Annotated in this window: 19 protein-coding genes and 1 riboswitch; of the genes, 8 read left to right on the forward strand and 11 right to left on the reverse strand. The window is 44.2% G+C overall.

Annotated elements, in window-relative coordinates; translation table 11 throughout:
• Nucleotides 1-84: 84 nt before the first annotated feature.
• From Q0203_RS00560 to pnp, 3 genes are all read right to left on the reverse strand, one after another.
• Nucleotides 85-1,887 carry a DEAD/DEAH box helicase gene (locus Q0203_RS00560; RefSeq protein WP_297928779.1) on the reverse strand — a complete coding sequence of 601 codons (1,803 nt, stop codon included), beginning with the start codon at nt 1,885-1,887 and terminating at the stop codon, nt 85-87.
• Nucleotides 1,888-1,995: 108 nt separating this feature from the next.
• Entirely contained in the window at nt 1,996-2,901 is a 906-nt protein-coding gene (gene nlpI / locus Q0203_RS00565) for a lipoprotein NlpI (protein WP_297928781.1), read from the reverse strand.
• An 89-nt stretch (nt 2,902-2,990) separates the two neighbouring features.
• A complete protein-coding gene (gene pnp / locus Q0203_RS00570) occupies nt 2,991-5,120 on the reverse strand; it encodes a polyribonucleotide nucleotidyltransferase (RefSeq protein WP_297928783.1) in 2,130 nt (709 codons plus the stop codon).
• A gap of 273 nt (nt 5,121-5,393) precedes the next feature.
• Here pnp and nanQ point away from each other — a divergent pair, with 273 nt between their 5' ends.
• The 4 genes from nanQ to Q0203_RS00590 all read left to right on the forward strand — a co-directional run bounded on the left by nanQ (nt 5,394) and on the right by Q0203_RS00590 (nt 10,306).
• On the forward strand, nt 5,394-5,864 hold the full coding sequence (gene nanQ / locus Q0203_RS00575; RefSeq protein ID WP_297928785.1) for an N-acetylneuraminate anomerase: 471 nt from the start codon (nt 5,394-5,396) through the stop codon (nt 5,862-5,864).
• Nucleotides 5,865-6,070: 206 nt separating this feature from the next.
• Nucleotides 6,071-7,363: a dicarboxylate/amino acid:cation symporter gene (locus Q0203_RS00580; protein ID WP_290521119.1), complete on the forward strand. Its 1,293-nt coding sequence runs from the start codon at nt 6,071-6,073 to the stop codon at nt 7,361-7,363.
• Nucleotide 7,364: 1 nt separating this feature from the next.
• Nucleotides 7,365-10,100, forward strand: coding sequence for a YdbH family protein (locus Q0203_RS00585; protein ID WP_297928787.1), 2,736 nt, complete (start codon nt 7,365-7,367; stop codon nt 10,098-10,100).
• Nucleotides 10,097-10,306 carry a YnbE family lipoprotein gene (locus tag Q0203_RS00590; RefSeq protein WP_297928789.1) on the forward strand — a complete coding sequence of 70 codons (210 nt, stop codon included), beginning with the start codon at nt 10,097-10,099 and terminating at the stop codon, nt 10,304-10,306. Before Q0203_RS00585 ends, Q0203_RS00590 begins: the two co-directional genes overlap by 4 nt.
• A gap of 54 nt (nt 10,307-10,360) precedes the next feature.
• Here Q0203_RS00590 and Q0203_RS00595 read toward each other — a convergent pair whose 3' ends face one another.
• The 8 genes from Q0203_RS00595 to Q0203_RS00630 all read right to left on the reverse strand — a co-directional run bounded on the left by Q0203_RS00595 (nt 10,361) and on the right by Q0203_RS00630 (nt 17,042).
• Nucleotides 10,361-11,734: a sodium:alanine symporter family protein gene (locus Q0203_RS00595; RefSeq protein WP_297928790.1), complete on the reverse strand. Its 1,374-nt coding sequence runs from the start codon at nt 11,732-11,734 to the stop codon at nt 10,361-10,363.
• Nucleotides 11,735-11,837: 103 nt separating this feature from the next.
• Nucleotides 11,838-11,953, reverse strand: a riboswitch (glycine riboswitch).
• Between the two features lie 147 nt (nt 11,954-12,100).
• Nucleotides 12,101-12,367 (reverse strand): GNAT family N-acetyltransferase, encoded by a 267-nt coding sequence (locus Q0203_RS00600; protein WP_297928791.1) that lies wholly within the window; start codon nt 12,365-12,367, stop codon nt 12,101-12,103.
• Entirely contained in the window at nt 12,367-12,579 is a 213-nt protein-coding gene (gene yacG, locus Q0203_RS00605) for a DNA gyrase inhibitor YacG (RefSeq protein ID WP_297928792.1), read from the reverse strand. The genes Q0203_RS00600 and yacG overlap by 1 nt, the downstream gene beginning before the upstream one ends.
• Nucleotides 12,572-13,192, reverse strand: a complete 621-nt coding sequence (gene coaE / locus Q0203_RS00610; RefSeq protein ID WP_297928794.1) for a dephospho-CoA kinase — start codon at nt 13,190-13,192, stop codon at nt 12,572-12,574. Before coaE ends, yacG begins: the two co-directional genes overlap by 8 nt.
• 52 nt (nt 13,193-13,244) lie before the next feature.
• The gene (locus Q0203_RS00615) at nt 13,245-13,937 is read right to left on the reverse strand and encodes an A24 family peptidase (protein WP_297928796.1); all 693 of its coding nucleotides are present in this window, start codon (nt 13,935-13,937) and stop codon (nt 13,245-13,247) included.
• Nucleotides 13,934-15,172, reverse strand: coding sequence for a type II secretion system F family protein (locus tag Q0203_RS00620; RefSeq protein ID WP_297928798.1), 1,239 nt, complete (start codon nt 15,170-15,172; stop codon nt 13,934-13,936). The genes Q0203_RS00615 and Q0203_RS00620 overlap by 4 nt, the downstream gene beginning before the upstream one ends.
• Nucleotides 15,165-16,574 carry a GspE/PulE family protein gene (locus Q0203_RS00625; RefSeq protein ID WP_297928799.1) on the reverse strand — a complete coding sequence of 470 codons (1,410 nt, stop codon included), beginning with the start codon at nt 16,572-16,574 and terminating at the stop codon, nt 15,165-15,167. Before Q0203_RS00625 ends, Q0203_RS00620 begins: the two co-directional genes overlap by 8 nt.
• An 18-nt stretch (nt 16,575-16,592) precedes the next feature.
• Nucleotides 16,593-17,042: a prepilin-type N-terminal cleavage/methylation domain-containing protein gene (locus Q0203_RS00630; RefSeq protein WP_297928800.1), complete on the reverse strand. Its 450-nt coding sequence runs from the start codon at nt 17,040-17,042 to the stop codon at nt 16,593-16,595.
• A 123-nt stretch (nt 17,043-17,165) separates the two neighbouring features.
• On the opposite strand from Q0203_RS00630, the gene ampD reads away from it, so the two are divergent.
• From ampD to rsuA, 4 genes are all read left to right on the forward strand, one after another.
• Nucleotides 17,166-17,720 (forward strand): 1,6-anhydro-N-acetylmuramyl-L-alanine amidase AmpD, encoded by a 555-nt coding sequence (gene ampD / locus Q0203_RS00635; protein ID WP_297928802.1) that lies wholly within the window; start codon nt 17,166-17,168, stop codon nt 17,718-17,720.
• Nucleotides 17,721-17,861: 141 nt separating this feature from the next.
• Nucleotides 17,862-18,062, forward strand: a complete 201-nt coding sequence (locus tag Q0203_RS00640) for a hypothetical protein (RefSeq protein ID WP_297928804.1) — start codon at nt 17,862-17,864, stop codon at nt 18,060-18,062.
• Between the two features lie 259 nt (nt 18,063-18,321).
• Nucleotides 18,322-18,867 carry a carboxymuconolactone decarboxylase family protein gene (locus Q0203_RS00645; RefSeq protein ID WP_297928806.1) on the forward strand — a complete coding sequence of 182 codons (546 nt, stop codon included), beginning with the start codon at nt 18,322-18,324 and terminating at the stop codon, nt 18,865-18,867.
• A 178-nt stretch (nt 18,868-19,045) separates the two neighbouring features.
• Entirely contained in the window at nt 19,046-19,750 is a 705-nt protein-coding gene (rsuA, locus tag Q0203_RS00650; protein WP_297928808.1) for a 16S rRNA pseudouridine(516) synthase RsuA, read from the forward strand.

Raw genomic sequence — 19,750 nt, forward strand, 5'->3', positions numbered from 1 at the left:
CGTAATCCATAGTAAACGCGCTTTCTTAACATAGACTGTTAATTTATCTAAAAAACGACCGCACTTTAGGTGCGGTCTTCTTTTTTATTTTCTAAACTCACGTTTCTCTTTAAAAGTGCGGTGAGATTTTTCTTTAAATTTACGATCGCCTTTGAAACCTTTTTCTTCAAAACGTCCGCCACGGCGTTTTCCGCCAAAATTATCACCGCCACGGTCGCCTTTGGCTTCGCCGATAAAAGACATACGCATTTGTTTATTTAACACACGCGTTTTCGCAAATTGTTGTAACAATTCTTTCGGCATACCTTGTGGCAATTCAATGGTGGAATAATCATCATACAACTTGATGTGACCGATGTAGCGACTATTAATATCGCCTTCATTCGCAATAGCACCAACAATATGGCGAACTTCCACGCCATCTCCACGCCCCACTTCAATACGATATAAATCCATTGGTTGTGGACTGCCATAGCCTTTACGTTCACCACGACGTTCTGCCGAACGTGGGTTCTCACGACGGTCACCGCGCTCACTACGATCACGACGGGCTTTTTTATCCACCACCGGATCCGGCGGAAGAATCAGTTTTTGTTTGCCTTGTAACAACATCATCATAGCGGCGGCAATATCTTCTTGTGATTGGTCGGCAGTAAACATATCTTCCAACAATTCACGGTAAAGCTCTAAATCATGATGTTCCAACTGTGTGGTAATTTTATCTTTAAATTTTTTACGACGACAAGCTTGTAACACTTCATGGTTCGGCAACTCCACCTCTTCAATATTTTTCTTGATAAGGTGTTCAACATTGCGCAACAAACGGCGTTCACGCGGTTCAACAAACAATAACGCACGACCGGAACGCCCTGCACGGCCGGTACGACCGATACGATGCACATAGGATTCTGCATCAAGCGGAATGTCGTAGTTCACCACAAGGCTAATACGTTCAATATCGATACCACGCGCCGCCACGTCTGTCGCCACAACGATGTCTAAGCTACCACTACGCAAACGATCTAAGGTTTGTTCACGTAATTGTTGTGTCATATCGCCATTCAATGCCGCCGCACGGAAACCGTGTTTTTCTAATAATTCGGTCACGTCTAACGTGCCGGTTTTGGTACGGGTGAAAATAATCGCTGCATCAAAATCTTCCACTTCCAAGAAACGCAACAAGGCATCATTTTTGCGGAAGCCATGAACATACCAACAACTTTGCGCAATATCCGGCGCACTTTGTTGGGTCGCTTTAATTTTGACTTCTTGCGGATCCTTCATAAAGCGTTTGGTGATTCGACGAATTGGCTCCGGCATGGTGGCAGAGAAAAGTGCGGTTTGATGATGTTCCGGTAATTCTGCCATCACGGTTTCCACATCATCAATAAAGCCCATGCGTAACATTTCATCCGCTTCGTCTAACACGATCGCTTTAAGCTCAGCAAGGCTTAAGGTACCACGACGTAGGTGATCCAAAATACGACCTGGTGTGCCCACCACAACTTGCGCCCCTTGTTTTAACGCACGTAATTGGATGTCATAACGTTGACCACCGTACAAAGTCACAATATTGATGCCTTTGGCATATTTCACGAATTGCTCACATGCATCTGCAACTTGAATAGCTAATTCACGGGTCGGCGCCATCACTAATAATTGCGGGTGTTTTTCGGTCGGATCGATTTGCGCCAAAATAGGCAAAGAGAAAGCCGCGGTTTTTCCACTCCCGGTTTGTGCCATGCCCAGTACATCGCGGCCTTCTAATAAGTGCGGTATACAAATTTGTTGAATTGGAGATGGTGTTTCAAAACCAAGATCGGAAACAGCATTAAGGATGAATTCAGGCAAGCCTAAATCCTTGAAAGTCATTTTAGTTTCAGTCATTAAAAATACTCGAATGTATAAAAGGAAAGCTCAATAGACGCTTTCAGGTTAATTACAATGTGTCGTTTTGCGTCTTACAACGCATCGCCGGTTGAGCCATGCTCACCGTTATTCTGCTTGAGCCTGTTGTCCTAATTTCGATAGCTCAAACACCGCAAAACGATACTCCACAAAGTTATACACCTGATTTGCAACAGCCAGTTTGAATAAGGTCTCTGCCTCATCAACCTGTCCCATATTGAGTTTTTGTTTTGCTAGATAAAAGTAGGTTTCAGTCAGAATCTCTGCGTATTGCGTCGCAGTTTTTGTGGCAAACTGCTGCGCTTTAGCCTGTAGTTCCTGAACTGACAATTTGCCCAAATAATACTGGACAATGTAGGTACCCCAATAATCCTGAGAAAGCCCAACGGCACGTTGAGCCAGATTTTTTTGCGCCTCAGCTGGCTTGAATTTTAATTCATTCAAATACAGCCACAAGACGCGGTAAGGATCCGATTTATTACGTTGATAAAATGCCAAGAAATCCTGTTCGGCGAGGTTATACCGTTCCACATAATAGAAGTCTAATGCTCGATTAAGGAAGGTATATTCATAGTCAGGATCGAGGCTGAAAACCGTATTAAAGGCTTCTAATGCGCCGTCATAGTCTTCATCCAGTAATAAATAAAGCCCTAGATAGTTATACACTGCCGCCATTTTTGGTTGCAATGCAAGTGCTTGAGTAAAGTCATAACGCGCTAAAGCCCAAAGCCCCAAACTATCGTAAAGCACGCCCCGTTCAAAATGGAGAGAAGCACGTTCTTCATTACTCATTTTTCCAACGAGCAACACCTGACTAATTCGAACAATCATGACTTCCTGTTCAAAATGCTGGCTTGGATTTTGCTCGGCTAACACGACTTTATTTTTAGACACAAAGGTATTGCTCAAGCCGACACAGCCTGATAATACAAAGACTGAAAATAAAATAGTTAGGAAAATCGCGAAATTAGACAACCCATTACGTTGCGTCATTTCTTTATAAGCCTTAAAGCAGAGTATTGCTTGTTGAAAAACAAATGTTACGGCACATAATGTACCGTAACATTTTGAAAAAATTTAAATTATGCCTGCTCTACAATATCATCGGATACGTGTTGAGCAGTTTCTGCTTTCGGAGCAAGTTCTTTCATGGTTAAACGGATACGACCTTGACGATCGATTTCCACCACTTTAACCATCACTTCTTGTCCTACTTGTAGATAGTCGCTGACTTTTTCCACACGTTCTTCCGCAATTTGAGAAATGTGAACCAAGCCTTCTTTATTACCTACGATAGAAACGAATGCACCGAAATCGGCTAAACGAGTCACTTTACCTTTGTAAATGGCACCCGCTTCTACTTCAGCAGTGATGTCTTCGATACGTGCCATCACATCTTGTACGGCATTCTTATCTACCGCAGCGATTTTCACTGTACCGTCATCATCAATATCAATGGAAGTACCAGTTTCTTCGGTCAATGCACGAATCACCGCACCACCTTTACCGATCACATCTTTGATTTTCTTCGGATCAATTTTCATGGTGTAGATACGTGGTGCGAAATCAGAAATATCTGCACGTGGCGCCGGAATCGCTTGCTCCATTACGCCAAGAATGTGCATACGTGCACTTTTCGCTTGATTTAATGCAATTTGCATGATTTCAGCGGTGATACCTTCAATTTTGATATCCATTTGCAGTGCAGTTACACCTTGACGCGTACCCGCCACTTTAAAGTCCATATCACCTAGGTGGTCTTCATCACCAAGAATATCGGAAAGCACGACAAATTTGTCATCTTCTTTCACCAAGCCCATAGCGATACCTGCGACAGCCGCTTTAATCGGCACACCGGCATCCATTAATGCAAGAGAAGCACCACACACGGAAGCCATGGAAGAAGAACCGTTGGATTCGGTAATTTCAGATACTACACGTACCACATACGGGAATTCCGCTAAGGTTGGCATCACTGCTGCCACGCCACGTTTCGCCAAACGACCATGACCGATTTCACGACGTTTTGGTGAACCGATCATACCGGTTTCACCCACAGAATACGGAGGGAAGTTATAGTGGAACAAGAAGTGATCTTGACGCTCACCGGTTAATTCATCAATGATTTGCGCATCGCGTTCAGTCCCTAACGTAGCGACGGCCAACGCTTGGGTTTCACCACGGGTAAAAATCGCAGAACCGTGAGTACGCGGTAACACACCGGTGCAAATATCTAATGCACGAATGGTATCAACGGTACGTCCGTCAATACGTGGTTCACCGGCAAGAATACGTCCACGCACGATTTGGCTTTCAAGTGCGGTGAAAATATCAATAATTTTCCCTTCGCTGACGTCTTCATCTTCAGCCGTAATTTGTGCAACAACGTCAGCTTTAATCGCATCAATTTGCTCATAACGGGCTTGTTTTTCGGTAATACGATATGCATCGCCTAAACGTGCTTCAGCTAATGCTTTTACTTTATTGATTAAATCAGTGTTTGGTTCAGGTGCAACCCAATCCCAACGTGGTTTACCGGCTTCAGCAACCAATTCTTTAATGGCTTCAATCACCACTTGTTGTTGCTGGTGACCATAAACCACCGCAGCCAACATTTGTTCTTCAGTGAGGATATCTGCTTCAGATTCCACCATTAATACGGCTTTGTCAGTACCTGCAACCACTAAATCCAAACGGCTTTGTTTTTGTTCGTTAATGGTTGGGTTTAATACGAATTGATCGTTGATGAAACCGACACGCGCCGCACCAATCGGGCCATTGAATGGCACACCGGATAAAGACAACGCAGCAGACGCACCGATCATGGCGACTAAATCCGGGCTGATTTGTGGGTTTACAGAAACAACCGTCGCAACTACTTGGATTTCATTAAAGAAACCTTCCGGGAATAACGGACGAATCGGACGGTCGATTAAACGGGCAATTAAGGTTTCACCTTCAGACGGACGCCCCTCGCGTTTGAAGAAACCGCCCGGAATACGACCGGCGGCATAAGTACGCTCTTGATAGTTAACGGTTAATGGAAAGAAATCTTGACCTTCTTTCACATCTTTTTTGGCAACCACAGTAACAAATACCGTCGTATCGTCCATGCTTGCCATGACGGCGGCGGTAGCTTGACGTGCAATAGCGCCGGTTTCTAAGGTTACGGTATGTTGACCGTATTTAAATTGTTTAACAATTGGATTCACAATGTTTTCCTTTTTAAATGAGTAATCACAATGTTTTATTTTCCAATTTGCGACTAGCAAAAATAATCTTAAAACCGACCGCACTTTTCTTGGCGACTTCGCGGAAAATCATTTTTGTTAGCCGCACGCTAATTTAGAAAATAAAACGCAGGCATTATACAGAGCTTTTGCCTTGATGGGTAACTTTATTTACGCAATTCCCATTTATGACTATCTGAAAAATAAGGTTGATGATAAAATCACTCCAGTTTTCAAAGTAAAAAAGGAGGAAACATGTTAATTGGAGATTTAACCCGTACCGATTTTAAACTCGGCTTACCAAAAGTCATTGCCGAAACCTGTGAGTATTTAAAAGGTTTGGATTTAGAAACATTAGAGGTTGGTCGTCATGATATTACTGACCAAATTTATATGAACGTGATGGAACCTGAACTGGCAGAAGCCGCAAGTAAAAAAGCAGAACTTCACCACAAATATTTAGACGTTCAAGTACTTATCCGCGGTGTAGAAAATATTGAAGTCGGCGCAACCTATCCTGACTTAAATAAATACGAAGCCTATCACGAAGATGACGATTACCAACTTACCCAAGAAATCGACAACAAAAGCACGATTACATTAGTGCCAAATATGTTTGCCGTATTCTATCCTTATGAACCCCATAAGCCTTGTTGTAACGTAAACGGTCAATCCGCCAAAATCAAAAAATTGGTAGTAAAAGTACCGGTTGAGTTAATCCAGTAAAGGACGACAATTCATCATTAGAATGCGCTTAATGTTAAGCGCATTTTTTATCGCCGATTTTGACGTTTTTCAATGAAAATCAGCGAAATGCGTAAATCATCGTAACGTAAACAAATAAAGATTGTGTTTAATTTAATTAGCAGATAAATTACCTGCTTTTTTGCGGGCAAAATGCGCCCATCACTTTCACAAAACGAGGATAGACTATGTTAAGCGTTGATACCCCATCTCAGGCGATGCCTCCGCGTAAACCGAAGTTCTATCAAAGCTTATACGTGCAAGTCATTATTGCGATTATTATCGGTATTTTATTAGGGAATTTTTTTCCTGATTTCGGTGCCGGTTTAAAACCGTTAGGTGAAGCATTTATTAAGCTGGTTAAAATGATCATCGCACCGGTGATTTTTCTGACCGTCGTTACCGGTATTGCCGGTATGAACGACATGAAAGCGGTTGGGCGGGTTGCCGGAAAGGCGATGCTGTATTTTGTGACCTTTTCGACGTTGGCGCTTGTGATCGGAATGGTTGTGGCTAATATTATTGAACCCGGAGCAGGATTAAATATTGATCCGGCGTCGTTAACCTCTGAAAAAGTGTCAGAATACGTTGCGAAAGCGCAGGATAGCACGCTAACGGCTTTCTTAATGAACATCATTCCTACCACCGTATTAAGCCCATTAGTAGAAGGTAATATTCTGCAAGTCTTGTTTATTTCCGTGTTGTTTGGGGTGGCATTGGCTTCGGTGGGCGACAAAGCGCAGCCTATTACGGAACTCCTACGACTTGCGACAGCGCCGATGTTTAAGGTGGTGTCAATTTTGATGAAAGTCGCCCCTTTAGGTGCATTAGGCGCGATGGCGTTCACCGTAGGAAAATATGGGTTAAGTTCCATTAGCCATTTGATGCTTTTAATTGTGACGTTTTACATTACATCCTTGTTGTTTATTATTTTTATCTTAGGCGCGGTCGCACGTTATAACGGTTTCTCTATTTTGAAAATGGTGCGCTATATTAAGCAAGAATTGTGGTTAGTCTTAGGAACGTCCTCCTCAGAAGCCGCGTTGCCGACCTTAATGCAAAAAATGGAGGCGGCCGGTTGTAAAAAATCAGTGGTGGGATTAGTGGTGCCGACCGGTTATTCTTTTAATTTGGACGGTACAAATATCTATATGACAATGGCCGCATTATTTATTGCGCAAGCCACCAATACGGATCTTTCCATTAGCGAGCAATTTACCTTGTTGTTTGTTGCGATGTTAAGTTCAAAAGGCGCTGCCGGCGTAACCGGTGCCGGTTTTATTACATTAGCTGCCACACTTTCCGTGGTTCCGGGGCTGCCGGTTGAGGGCATGGCGTTAATTTTGGGAATTGATCGTTTTATGTCCGAATGCCGTGCGTTAACAAATTTGGTGGGTAACGCCTGTGCGACCATTGTTGTGGCGCGCTGGGAAAATGCCTTGGATAAAGAAAAATTAGCGTTAGCGATGAACGGTAAATAGTATGAAGCGATGGTGCGGTTGCTTACTTGGATTGATAGTATTAACGGTGGCGATCATTTGCGCGTTACCGTGGTGGATCACGCCGAAACAAGTCGAAACATGGGTTAACCGCTTCCTCGCACCAGATTATGCCTTGCAACTGCCTGAACGATGGCATTTACACCTCACCGGTTTACAACTGCCCGAACTGGATATTCGAGCAGGGCAATGTACTTTGGCGACATTCAGTGATGTGCGTCTTCATTGGTGGGAGCCTCGTCAACTTGACGTGGCACATGCCGGGTTGGATTATGACTGCCTCAATCAGCTGCCTTCCTCTGATGAGACAAAAACATCGCCAAATTTGACCGCACTTTTTTCCGTTCTCCCGTCTGTAGAGGTAAATGTTCAGCATTTTCGATTGGAGAATAGCCAGGCGCTGGATATACCACCTAGGCTACGTGCGCTGTTGGAGGCTGATATTGCAGCAACCGCAAATTATGACGGTCATCGTTTGCAATTAACTACCAATGCGAAGACTCATGATGATCATGTGATTTTACATCATCAATCGACGCTCGCTCGCCTAAACCATTCGTTCCAATGGCAGGGACAAACCGATTATCAACCGCTTAACGGACAAACCTATCACTTGCATTTTTCTACCCAACTGCAAGAAGATCTGTCTCAATTACCGCAGCAAGGCGAGCTACGCTTGGATTGGCAAAATGCCGATTTTAGTGTGAACAAAGGCGCGCTTCAATTGAGCTGGAACGGTGAGAAAGGACAAATCAACGCACAGGATTTAAGCCGTGATAAACCGTTATTAGATGTGCCTTTTACGTTTACTGCCAATGGTTTAGCCATTAACTGGGGAACATTTTATTGGACGTTTGACGGTTATCAGCCGATCAAAGGCTTCTTCGGTTTAGCCTTGCGTAAACCGCAAGAGGGTTGGTTGCCGCTGGAAACCGATGTGGATGTGATCGTGCAAACCTTTGGTGAATTCGGCAAAGGCGAAATTGTGATATCGGGTAAAAAAGGTGAAATTGGTGGCGGTGCGGATAAAAATCAACTGAACTTTGATCTCAAAACGCGTGGTGACTTGCGTTATAACCACACTGTGGCACAAACCAATTTAGACTATCATATTAGCGGTGTTTTTGAGGCACCTACACTGCTATTCCGCCCCGGTTCCGTGTTCAAAATGGATAACGTACAACCTGATACCAAAATCCATGCACGCCTGCCGTTGGATAACATACAAGTGGGACGCTATGGTTTAGAGGGACGTCTGCAAGCCACTTTACAAGGATTCACCCCACAGTTTAAGCAGTTAAATTTAAAGCTTGATGGACAGGCGCACGAGTTTATTGCCGGAATTAAAACCGTGTTCGATTTGCGCGATGAACACCAAAACCTGCGTGCGGCAGAAATGCGTGCAGCGAACCGTTGGGATTGGACGATTGACGGTGAGGCGCACTGGACCTCTTTGAATACGCCGGTGAACATAAAAGGTGTGGGCTTTTGGGAAGCGGATCATATTGAATTAAATCAACTTTCTGCCCATTCCGGCAATGTGCATACCGGTGGAGTGAAAATGGCGCCTTTGACATTGGAATTGAAAGATCGCCTACGTTGGGATTATGAGGCAGCGCATCTTCGCGGGCTACTCCAGGCCCAAACGGAGTGGATTGAATTTGCGTATGGCGGACGCTTTGTTCGTCCGGTATTTGGTGTGGGGATTGAAGGGAAAAGTATCGATAATTTCAATTTGGCAGGAGATTTAAAAGCTGGTGCGCTTGGTCCGATTGAGGTTACCGCCCGTTATGAAAATCAGGCACTGAATGGCAACATTCGCTGGCAAGGGCAATCGGCGAAAGTGTTCCAATCGTTATTCCCACAACAATGGTCATGGATTATTCGCCAAGGCAGTATTCAAGGGGGCAGTGATTTCGTGATTAACGACGAGGGCGTGGCGTTACAGGGTGAATTTAATCTGCGCAATGTTGGCATCACCTTCCCCGATGGGGAAATTCAAGCTTTAAATATTCGCTTCCCATTAAATTATCAAAAACTTGCCCTACGAACCGCACGCACAAAACCGATTCAGGTCGCGGCAAAAAATATCCGCGTGGGTGCACTTGCCATACGTGAAGCGGCTTTTGATGTGTTTGGGACTTACCCTAACTCCGCCAAGCAACCACTAACCTTACAAAAAGTGAAGGTTGGCGTGTTTGATGGTTTGCTTAGCGTGCCCAGTTTGAGTTTCCCGCAACGCAAAATAGCCGTGCTGCGTTTTGACAACATTGATTTAGCGCAAGTGATGGAATTGGCACAATATAACCAAGTGAGCGTTAGCGGACGGGTTAATGCCTCCTTGCCGTTCTGGTTAGGGCATAATGCTTGTTTAATTTGTAACGGACGTCTTGAACAAGCCGGAAAATTGAAGATTAAGCTTCACGATAATATGGTGAGTAGTTTGAAAAAAGGCGGTTTAACAGAACGTATGTTGGTGGATTTATTAAAAGAAATGGAATTGGAAAAATCTCACGCTAACTTGAATTTGACACCTGACGGAAACATGACATTGCGTGCCACGATTACGGGGCTCAATCCAACCCGACGGCCTCACCATCCGATTACCTTGAATTACACCCATCAAGAGAATATGTTTGAGCTCTGGGATATGGTTGACTACGGCTCGCAATTTGAACAAAATTTACAATATCAACTTTATCGACACTTAGAACAATGAAAAAACATCTGAAAAAATCACCGCACTTTTTTTGTTTGGCTGCCGCATCCCTGATGCTTTTCGGTTGTAATCCGACTATTCAATTAGAAACCCCTAAAGAGGGCATCACCATTAATATGAATGTGGTGGTGGATCATAATATCAGCGTCAAAATGGATGAAAAAACCAAAGCGGCGACAGAGGCGGCTAAACGCAAGTCTAAATAAGACACCGCAAGGTATCATAAAAAACGGGGCTTTTTAGCCCCGCTTTTTTTGTCTTTACGCCATACCGTCAAGATCGGATTTATGGGTATTCAAACGCGCAAAGTAATCTTTGGTTTCTTCAATAATCACGTTTCGCAACCCAATTAAGGCGATTAAATTAGGAATCGCCATTAGGCCGTTCACGATGTCCGCCAAAATCCAAATTAAGTTTAAATGAATAAATGAACCGCAGCCGACCAAAATAATAAAGGCTAAACGATAGAGCTTAATGCCTTTGATGCCAACTAAGTACACGAAACAGCGTTCACCGTAATAACACCAGCCTAGAATCGTGGTAAAGGCGAAGAACAATAAGCCAACGGTAACAATGGTCGCACCGACAGAGGATCCTAACCCTTGTGAGAAAGCGTAGTTTGTCACCGCAGCACCCGCCATGCCTGGTGCTTGCCATGCGCCGGTAAGTACTAATACGATTCCTGTCATGGTGCAGACGATGATGGTATCAAGGAACGTCCCTGTCATGGAAATTAGCCCTTGACGCACCGGCTCTTTAGTTTGCGCGGCGGCGGCAGCGATCGGTGCGCTTCCCAAGCCGGATTCATTGGAGAAAATCCCTCGCGCCACGCCTGACTGAATAGCTTTCATTACCGTGAAACCCAGAGCACCGCCCAATGCGGCCTCAGGGTTAAAGGCACTGTGTAAAATCAGGCCAAGTGCGGTCGGAATTTTATCTAAATTTAATAAAATGATGATGAGGGATGTTGCCACATAAAATACCGCCATAAAGGGTACGATGTAAGAGGATACCAACGCAATGCGCTTCACACCACCAAGAATGATGAGCCCGACAAGCAAGGTAATGATAGCGGCGGTGATTTCGATCGGCACGCTGAAGGTGTCGTTCATGGCTTGAGTAATGGCGTTGACCTGCGGGAAGGTGCCAATGCCGAAAAAAGCCACCAACACACCGAAGATGGCAAATAATTTGGCTAACCAGCCTAAGCCGAGACCGCGTTCGATGTAATACATCGGACCGCCCGCCATAAAGCCGTTTTTGTCACGCACGCGATATTTCACCGCCAGTAAACATTCCGCATATTTGGTTGCCATACCGAGTAATGCGACCAACCACATCCAGAAAATGGCGCCCGGACCACCGGCTTGCACGGCTGTGGCAACCCCCACGATATTCCCCGTGCCGATAGTGGCGGCGAGGGCAGTACACAAGGCGGCGAAAGAGGACACATCTCCTTTTTGCTGAAGACCGGAATCTCGCTTGAATAAATAACGCAATGCGCGCGGTAACTGTGTGATTTGAATGAAACCCAGCCGCAGCGTTAAATATAATCCCGTGCCGGCTAATAAAATAAGGAGGGGTGGCCCCCACACGAAAGTGTTGATTGCAGATAAAACGTCTTCTAATGACATTTGAAATTCCTCGTAAATAACCTGATTACAAGGAGGCGAAAAGAATTTTGCGGATAGATAAAATAGAAAATAACACAATGAAATTGCGTTATACCAACCGAAATCTTCTGCCCCTGTCCTTTTGCCTGAGCGTTTGAAAAGCCTTTTTTATGGCTTCTTTGCGCCTTCGGCGTCCGTGAGTGCTAAATGTTGCACACGGATCTCTCCAAGGGTTCGTCCAGTAACAGTCCCTGCCATCGCGCCTGAAAGATTTTACCTCGTCGGCGTGGGGTCAATTCCCCGCTCTCCAGCTACCTTCATCCGAACACTTTATGTTTGCACATAAAGTGCGGTGAATTTTATCAAGATAATGTCAAAATCTCAATCTTACGGGTTATCCTGCTGCCATTTTTTCGCAATATAACTGCAGCTTGGCACTAATTTCAGTTGATTTTCTTGAATAAAAGCGACCAACGCTTGATATAACTCATCCGCCACACCTTGTCCGCGCAAGGTTTCGGACACATAAGTATGATTGGCATTAATCGTTTTTTCATCGACAAAATAATAGGTTAGCTCCGCAACGCGTTGTTGTTGATCATCTAAAATAAAAAAGGCGCCTTGCGCGTGATTTTCTTCATGTTGAATTTGCATTAGTGTTTCACCCAATCACTGTCTTCATTGAATAAACCGTTTTCGGCAAAATCGGCGGTATCACAAGGAATTGCTTTTTCTTCCGCCGCCCATTCGCCCAAATCAATTAACTGGCAACGTTTGCTGCAAAATGGCCGGTAGAGGCTTTGTTCCGACCATTCAACTTGTTTATGACAAATCGGGCAAGGCACGCTAAAGGTTTCGTTAGTCATTAAATTTCTCCGAAAGTTGTAAATAATGATGGTGCAAGTCTAACACTTTTTGCTTTAACTGCGGCAGGCTTTCGCTTAAATCTGCATCGTTATTGATGACATCATCGGCGTGTTGTAGGCGTTCTGAGCGGCTGACTTGCGATTGCATGATATTTTTGATTAACGCTAATTGATTGTTATCGCGTTGACTTGCCCGTGTCAGTTGGGTTTGTTCGCTCACATCCACTACCAACACCCGTTGGCAAAGTGCGGTCAGTTTATTTTCTATTAATAGAGGCACCATAAAAATGCAATAAGGCGCACGTTGTTGTGCCAGCTGGTTAAGCATTTCGGTGCGAATGGCGGGGTGTAATAATTGATTCAGCCATTGCTTTTCGGTTTCGTGATTAAACACCTTTTCCCGCAAGGCGGCGCGATTGAGTTCGCCGTTTTCTAACAGCATTTCCGTGCCAAAGTGTGCAACGATTTGTTGTAACAAAGGCGAGCCTTTTTCTACTACCTGACGCGCCACGATATCGGCGTCAATAACCGGTACACCAAGTTCGGCGAATAATTTGGCGATGGTGCTTTTGCCGCTACCGATTCCCCCTGTGAGACCTACCACATAAGTCATGTTGATTTCCTGAAAAGCCTATTGAGAATGTGTAGATCATAAGGCCATGGCTTCAATTAAGCAACCGACACAGTACGCCGGACAAGGAAAGAAACGGGCCGAAAGGAATGGTCGTTAAGTGGCGTTTGCTTAGCTTGCTGTAAAGCGCATAAACCAAGCCCGAAAGGCAGGCAAATAATAAAAAGGCGGGTAATTGCTCATAAGAGAAAAACGAGCCTAATCCCAAGGCGAGCCAGCAATCGCCACGCCCGAAAGCTTCTTGTTTGTAATACCCTTTGGCGCCGTAGTAGATAAGAGAAAAAACACCGAAAAAAACGACCGCACTTTGCAGGCTTTGTTCCAGTGTAAGGGGCGTAATTTGCCAATAGGCTGCGCCTAATCCGAGGGCAAACAGGTTTTGGCATAGGGCGGGAGAAATTAAGCGGTAATACCCATCCACCACCGAGATGGCGAATAATAAACTACAAAAACACGCCCAACATATTGCCGTGAAGATATCTTCGTTTAGCCAATAGCAAAGGGCAAATAACAAGGCGAAAAAGAGGCAGTAATAAGGTTGGGAAATCTTGCTTTTCATGGGCGTCAATATGGATTTCTCCGGCGCAAAGTGCGGTGGGTTTTTTGGGTAAATTTCAATATAGACGGCATGAATTTCTTGGCTTAAACGGAAGGCGAAGCGATGCACATAGCCATAAATCAGGCGTCCTATAAACCAACCTGTAAAGACAAATGCAACGCCTATCATTGCACCAACGCGCCCATATTGAAAATCGGCAAATACATTCCGAGCATAATTAAGCCGATAAGCCCACCGATAATGACCATCAACAACGGCTCCAGCATTTGTGACAGCAGATCGATCTGATAGTCCAATTGTTGCTGATGATCGTTGGCGATAAATTGCAACATTTTGGGGAGCTGACCACTTTGTTCGCCCACTTGTAGCATTTGTTGTGCTGCCAACGGAAAAATATGACCGCTCACACTGGCGGAGAAGGCATAACCTTGTTGTAGCCAGTGTAAAATGGATTGCACTTCTTCGATTAACAGCCAATCGCCTTGTACGTTTGGCGATCTTTGCCAACTTGGATTTTGCGGTAAAAACGACTGCAAAGCCTGATTCAGCGGCACGCCCGCCTGTAACATTAAAAATAAACTGCGGCTAAATCCCACCAAACGGGAAAGTTGCACGATGCGATTCAGTACAGGCATGGCATTAATTAATCGAATTTTTTGCCGATTAAACCAAGGGGAGTGTTTCAGGCGGGCGCGGATAAATAGGGTAGTCAATGTCATACAAATCAACAGATGCAGCCAATAATCCTGTAATCCTTGCGACAGTGTGAGTAGCACCTGTGTGAAAGTCGGGAGTTGCGCGCTACTGTTGTCATACATCTCGGCGAATTGCGGCACGATAAAAAGCAGTAAAAGTGCGGTTAAAATCAGCGATATGCCAAGCACTAATACCGGGTAAAGCAGAATTTTTCGAATCTTGCGTTGCAACGCCAATGCCTGCTGTTTGTGTTGCGCGATTTCATGGCATACGGTGGGTAACTTGCCCGTCATTTCACCGACTTTAATTAATTGGCGATCTTGATAGGTCAAATATTGATTTTGTTTTTCTACGCTTTGTTTTTCTAAGGCTTGGGAAAAAGCCAAACCGCTTTCAATATCCTTTAAAAGTTGGCGCAACCACGCGTTTAGCGCAATATTGGTGCAATGTTGTAACAAAATTTGCAGACTATTTTTTAACGGAACCGCCGCTTGTAACAAGGTCGCCAACTGAGAAAGCAACGCGCAGACTTCGGCGTTTTTAGGCTTGCTGTTTAATTGCCAATTTTGTTGCAGTTTAATGTGTTGTAAACCGCGTGACATCAGCTGTTGTTGTGCTATCACGGCGCTTTCCGCCACGATAGTGCCTTTCTGCTTTTGCTGTAAGCGGTTGATTCCACGCCATTTGAATAATTTCAATTTACGCATTCGGTTGACCCAATACTCGTTGCACTTCTGCTAAATCCGTCACTTTCGACGTCACTTTTTCTAAGGCGCTGGCATATAAATTCTGAAAATCTAATTGATAACCTTGGGTTTGTGACACATCAGGCTGAAGGAATTGATAAACACCGATTCGACCTTTATAGCCTTGATGACAATCGCAAAAACGCGTGGCATTTCCACTGCACTTTGGGCATCGTTTACGCACTAAGCGTTGGGCGATCACCAGTAATAAACTGCTGTCGATTTCGTGTTGTTGAATGCCAAGTTGTTGTAAACGTGAGATAGCCGAAGGGGCATCATTGGTATGTAGCGTCGATAATACCAAATGCCCGGTTTGCGCCGCCCGTAAAGCCATGGCGGCACTTTCTTCGTCACGAATTTCACCCAACATAATAATGTCGGGATCTTGACGCAAAAAAGTGCGTAACAACCGACTGAAATCCAAGCCGATTTGAGGATTCACTTGAGTTTGGATAATGCCCGGTAATTGAATTTCAATGGGATCTTCTGCCGTCATAATATGCTTGTCGGGGGTATTGAGCCATTGTAATGCCGTATATAACGAAATACTTTTGCCACTTCCCGTGGGGCCGGTGACTAAAATCAACCCTTGCGGTTGGCTGAGTGCATGGCGAAATGTGTGTTGCTGTTGTTCCGTCATACCCAGTTCGCTAAAGGCCAGTTGCACGGGGCGGTTTTGTTGTAAACGCAAGACGGCTTTTTCGCCAAAATGCGTCGCAAGTGTGGATAAGCGAAAATCCAAAATATCGGAAAATGTCGTTTTAAACTGAAACCGTCCGTCTTGCGGCAGGCGGGTTTCACTGATGTCCAATTTTGCCAGTAATTTCAGACGGGAAATCAGTCGGTTGGCGAGTGTCTGCGTAATGGTGTTTTGTACTTGTAATACGCCGTCAATACGAAAACGGACTTGTAAAACATTCGCTTGCGGTTCTAAATGAATATCGGAGGCCTTTTTTGTTGTGGCGTTTTCAAAAATTTGGTTAAGCAACTGAATCGTCGGTTCATCGGAGAATTGTTCTTGTTGTTCCTGCGGTGTGACAGAATACAAGAGCGGTTGATTTTCATCGAGTTTTTCTTGATGTGGCACTAAATCCTGCAAGGCCTTTTTTAACACGGCAGGTTCAATGAGTACCGGCTCGATATTTTTCCCCGTTAAAAAGGAAAACGCTTCACAAGCGGCAAGGTTGGTTAAGGAATCCAACCCTAGCCATAATTTTTGTGGTTCTTCTTTTAATGGTAGCGCCAAATAACGCAAAAGGACGGTTTGCTGCTGTTGGTTTTGTTGCCATAACTCGGGCGTAATCGTAAATAGCTCGCCTTGTTGGCTACGGATTGTATAGGAAGATTCCACCAAATGCTGCATCAAGCCACCGCCCTGTGATTATGAACAAAAACCTGCCGGGAAGATGTCAGCGTTAGTGCCACAAGAGGCTGTCCATGTAACGCCATTTGAGGTGCCGCCGGATGCCGTTAAGGTATAAGTAACATTGTCTAATGTGCTTTTTCCGGTTACCGTGATGGCGCCGTTTTTAACCGAAGTGGATTGGACATATTTTTGTGTGGCATTCGTTATGTCGGGTTGAATGCCATTTTGCCCACCACTACAACCTTCTGTTTTGCCGGTGTTATAAATGCACAACTCCACTTCAGCACGAAGCGGCGCAGAGGCTTGCAACAGTTCGGAAACTGCCGCTTTTTTGGTGTAATTTTGATAAGATGGAATAGCGATGGTGGCTAAAATAGCCACGATCGCAATGACGATCATTAATTCAATTAATGTAAATCCTTTTTTAACGGATTTCATAGAGAGAAATGCGGACTGACTTTTCATAAAACCTACCTTTGTAAAATAAAACTTGGGATTATTTTGTCTTGGTATTTTGTGATAAAGGAAGAAACACAGCGAAAGTTGACCGCACTTTTGTGGGATCCTGATCGCAGAAATAAGATTCGTATGACAGAAAAAACACTCAAAATTGATAAAGGCTGGTTGACCAATACGCGCAAAGTAATATCCCCCCATTTTGATCTGCGTCCTGATCCGCAAGATATTTCTTTATTGATTATTCATTACATCAGCCTGCCGCCGGAGCAGTTTGGCGGCAGTGATATTGATGATTTTTTTCAAGGCAAATTGGATCCTCATCGTCATCCTTATTTTGCCGAGATCAGCGCACTTCGAGTGTCGGCACATTGCTTGATTAATCGGGCAGGCGAGATAACCCAGTATGTGAATTTTCATGATCGTGCTTGGCACGCGGGCGTTTCCTGTTTTGAGGGACGGGAGAAATGTAATGATTTTGCCATCGGGATTGAATTGGAAGGAAGCAATGAGCAGCCGTTTACCACGCAACAATACGCGTCTTTACAGCGTTTAACACTGGAGATTATGCGGGTTTATCCGTTAATTACCAAAGAACGTATTGTCGGCCATTGTGATGTCTCGCCGGGGCGGAAAATCGATCCCGGTCAGTATTTTGATTGGGCGCGATATTTACAGGCTCTTTAGTCTTACACAAAATTAGTATTGAACAATAAATAGACAGCAAAAAATGGCATTGATGTGGCATTTGTGAATAGAGGTTGGCTTGTTGTTAATTTATTGATAAATAAAGATAAATTTAAAAATTTTTAAAGTGTAACTTCGGTTTTGAAATGTTATTTCGAGTTATTCCTTGGTGAAAACACAATTTTATCCACAGAAATACTGAATAACTCACAGGTGGCTGAATCACTGGCTGAACTTGGTGAAAATATGGGGGAACAGGGGAATTTTTTCGGTAGCATTGACGAAAACAGCAACGTGAATAGCGCCATGAGCGCGTCATCCCATTGGACGCTAAAAATTTAATTCACAGCGACTATGACTAGGCAAAATCTGAGATCAGCAAAATTTAAAAGCAGATTCTTTCCTGTTTTCACCAAGTTATCCACAAGGTTATTCAAGATGCAAAGCGGAATGTCGAACCGAAGTGAAAAAAATCAAGGAATTTTTGACCGCACTTTATAACTTTTGAATCTATGGCATAGCCTTTATTTCTTTTTTAATGCTTGCACTCTCCTGTAGTATGTCAAAGGTGACATTATGTGATTTATGTAAGGAGTTTATTATGTCAGCATTTCCTATCCATACGATTGAAAGCGCACCGGAAGCCGCGAAAGAGGCGTTAAAAGCCGTACAAAATGCCAATGGATTCATTCCGAATTTAATTGGCGTATTAGCCAATGCGCCGACGGCATTAGAAACCTATCGCACAGTGGGTGCGATTAATGGTCGTAATAGTTTAACGGCGGCAGAACGTGAAGTGGTTCAAATCACGGCAGCGGTGGTGAATGGCTGCGGCTTTTGCGTTGCTGGGCACACTAAAATTGCGTTGAAAGTGTTGAAACTTGAAGAGACACTGGTGAACCAAATTCGCGCCACAGCACGCATTGAACAAGACGATAAGCTTGATGCACTGGCGCGTTTTACCTTGGCGGTGATTTTACAAAAAGCAAAACTCACAGACGCGCAACAACAAGCATTTTATGCGGCAGGTTATACGCAAGAAAATGCCATTGATGTCGTGTTAGGGGTAAGTCTGGCAACATTGTGTAACTATGTGAATAACCTTGCGGATACGCCAATTAATCCGGAATTACAAGCCTTTGCGTAATTTTCTCCCTGCTAATGTGAGGGCAATCGGATGATTTGCCGTTAACCTTCCTTCGGTTTATTTTTATTTAAAGACTAAGCACTGTACTGCATTGTGCTTAGTCTTTTTTATTTTGTTTTCTCAGGCACTGAAATGAAATTGAAGCTATAATAGCGGTGAAAATAAACAAGGAATTTTTATGCGTTTAGATAAATTTTTAGCGGAAACAACCGGTTTAACCCGTTCACAGGCAGCAAAAGTATTACGCCAAAGTGCGGTCACCGTTAACGGTAAAATTGAAAAGAGCGGGGCGGCGAAAGTGAGCCCTGATGATGAAGTTTGTTATGATGGTGAGCGTTTAACTTGGGTGGAAAATGGGCAATACATTATGTTGCACAAACCACAAGGTTACATTTGCTCCCATGAAGATGGCGATCATCCGACGATTTATCAATTTTTTGATTATCCGTTATCTACCCGTTTGCACAGTGCCGGGCGGTTGGATGTGGATACCACAGGCTTGGTGTTACTGACGGATGACGGTCAGTGGTCGCACCGAATTACTTCACCCAAATTTCATTGCGAGAAGACGTATTTGGTCACCTTGGCCGATCCTGTTGAAGCAAATTATGTGCGGGCTTGTGCTGATGGCATTTTATTGCGTGGGGAAAAAGCCCTGACGAAGCCGGCTAAACTTGAAATCTTAGATGATTACAACGTGAATTTAACCCTGAGCGAAGGGCGTTATCATCAAGTAAAACGGATGTTTGCTGCATTAGGCAATAAAGTTATCGCATTACATCGTTGGAAGATCGGTGATGTGATGTTAGATGAACATTTGGCAGAAGGCGAATTTCGTCCTCTAACAGAGGAAGAAATCGCATACTTAGGTGGAGAATCCTAG

Source organism: uncultured Aggregatibacter sp., assembly GCF_938046485.1.
GTDB lineage: Bacteria > Pseudomonadota > Gammaproteobacteria > Enterobacterales > Pasteurellaceae > Aggregatibacter.

Bases quoted from the DNA above. Each gene is read 5' to 3' on its own strand.
- Q0203_RS00580 (WP_290521119.1), top strand. From the start codon at position 6,071: ATGTTAAGCGTTGATACCCCATCTCAGGCGATGCCTCCGCGTAAACCG.
- nanQ (WP_297928785.1), top strand. From the start codon at position 5,394: ATGTTAATTGGAGATTTAACCCGTACCGATTTTAAACTCGGCTTACCA.
- Q0203_RS00590 (WP_297928789.1), top strand. From the start codon at position 10,097: ATGAAAAAACATCTGAAAAAATCACCGCACTTTTTTTGTTTGGCTGCC.
- Q0203_RS00630 (WP_297928800.1), bottom strand. From the start codon at position 17,042: ATGAAAAGTCAGTCCGCATTTCTCTCTATGAAATCCGTTAAAAAAGGA.
- rsuA (WP_297928808.1), top strand. From the start codon at position 19,046: ATGCGTTTAGATAAATTTTTAGCGGAAACAACCGGTTTAACCCGTTCA.
- Q0203_RS00625 (WP_297928799.1), bottom strand. From the start codon at position 16,574: ATGCAGCATTTGGTGGAATCTTCCTATACAATCCGTAGCCAACAAGGC.
- Q0203_RS00585 (WP_297928787.1), top strand. From the start codon at position 7,365: ATGAAGCGATGGTGCGGTTGCTTACTTGGATTGATAGTATTAACGGTG.
- Q0203_RS00620 (WP_297928798.1), bottom strand. From the start codon at position 15,172: ATGCGTAAATTGAAATTATTCAAATGGCGTGGAATCAACCGCTTACAG.
- ampD (WP_297928802.1), top strand. From the start codon at position 17,166: ATGACAGAAAAAACACTCAAAATTGATAAAGGCTGGTTGACCAATACG.
- Q0203_RS00595 (WP_297928790.1), bottom strand. From the start codon at position 11,734: ATGTCATTAGAAGACGTTTTATCTGCAATCAACACTTTCGTGTGGGGG.
- nlpI (WP_297928781.1), bottom strand. From the start codon at position 2,901: ATGACGCAACGTAATGGGTTGTCTAATTTCGCGATTTTCCTAACTATT.
- Q0203_RS00600 (WP_297928791.1), bottom strand. From the start codon at position 12,367: ATGCAAATTCAACATGAAGAAAATCACGCGCAAGGCGCCTTTTTTATT.
- yacG (WP_297928792.1), bottom strand. From the start codon at position 12,579: ATGACTAACGAAACCTTTAGCGTGCCTTGCCCGATTTGTCATAAACAA.
- Q0203_RS00560 (WP_297928779.1), bottom strand. From the start codon at position 1,887: ATGACTGAAACTAAAATGACTTTCAAGGATTTAGGCTTGCCTGAATTC.
- Q0203_RS00645 (WP_297928806.1), top strand. From the start codon at position 18,322: ATGTCAGCATTTCCTATCCATACGATTGAAAGCGCACCGGAAGCCGCG.
- Q0203_RS00615 (WP_297928796.1), bottom strand. From the start codon at position 13,937: ATGATAGGCGTTGCATTTGTCTTTACAGGTTGGTTTATAGGACGCCTG.
- coaE (WP_297928794.1), bottom strand. From the start codon at position 13,192: ATGACTTATGTGGTAGGTCTCACAGGGGGAATCGGTAGCGGCAAAAGC.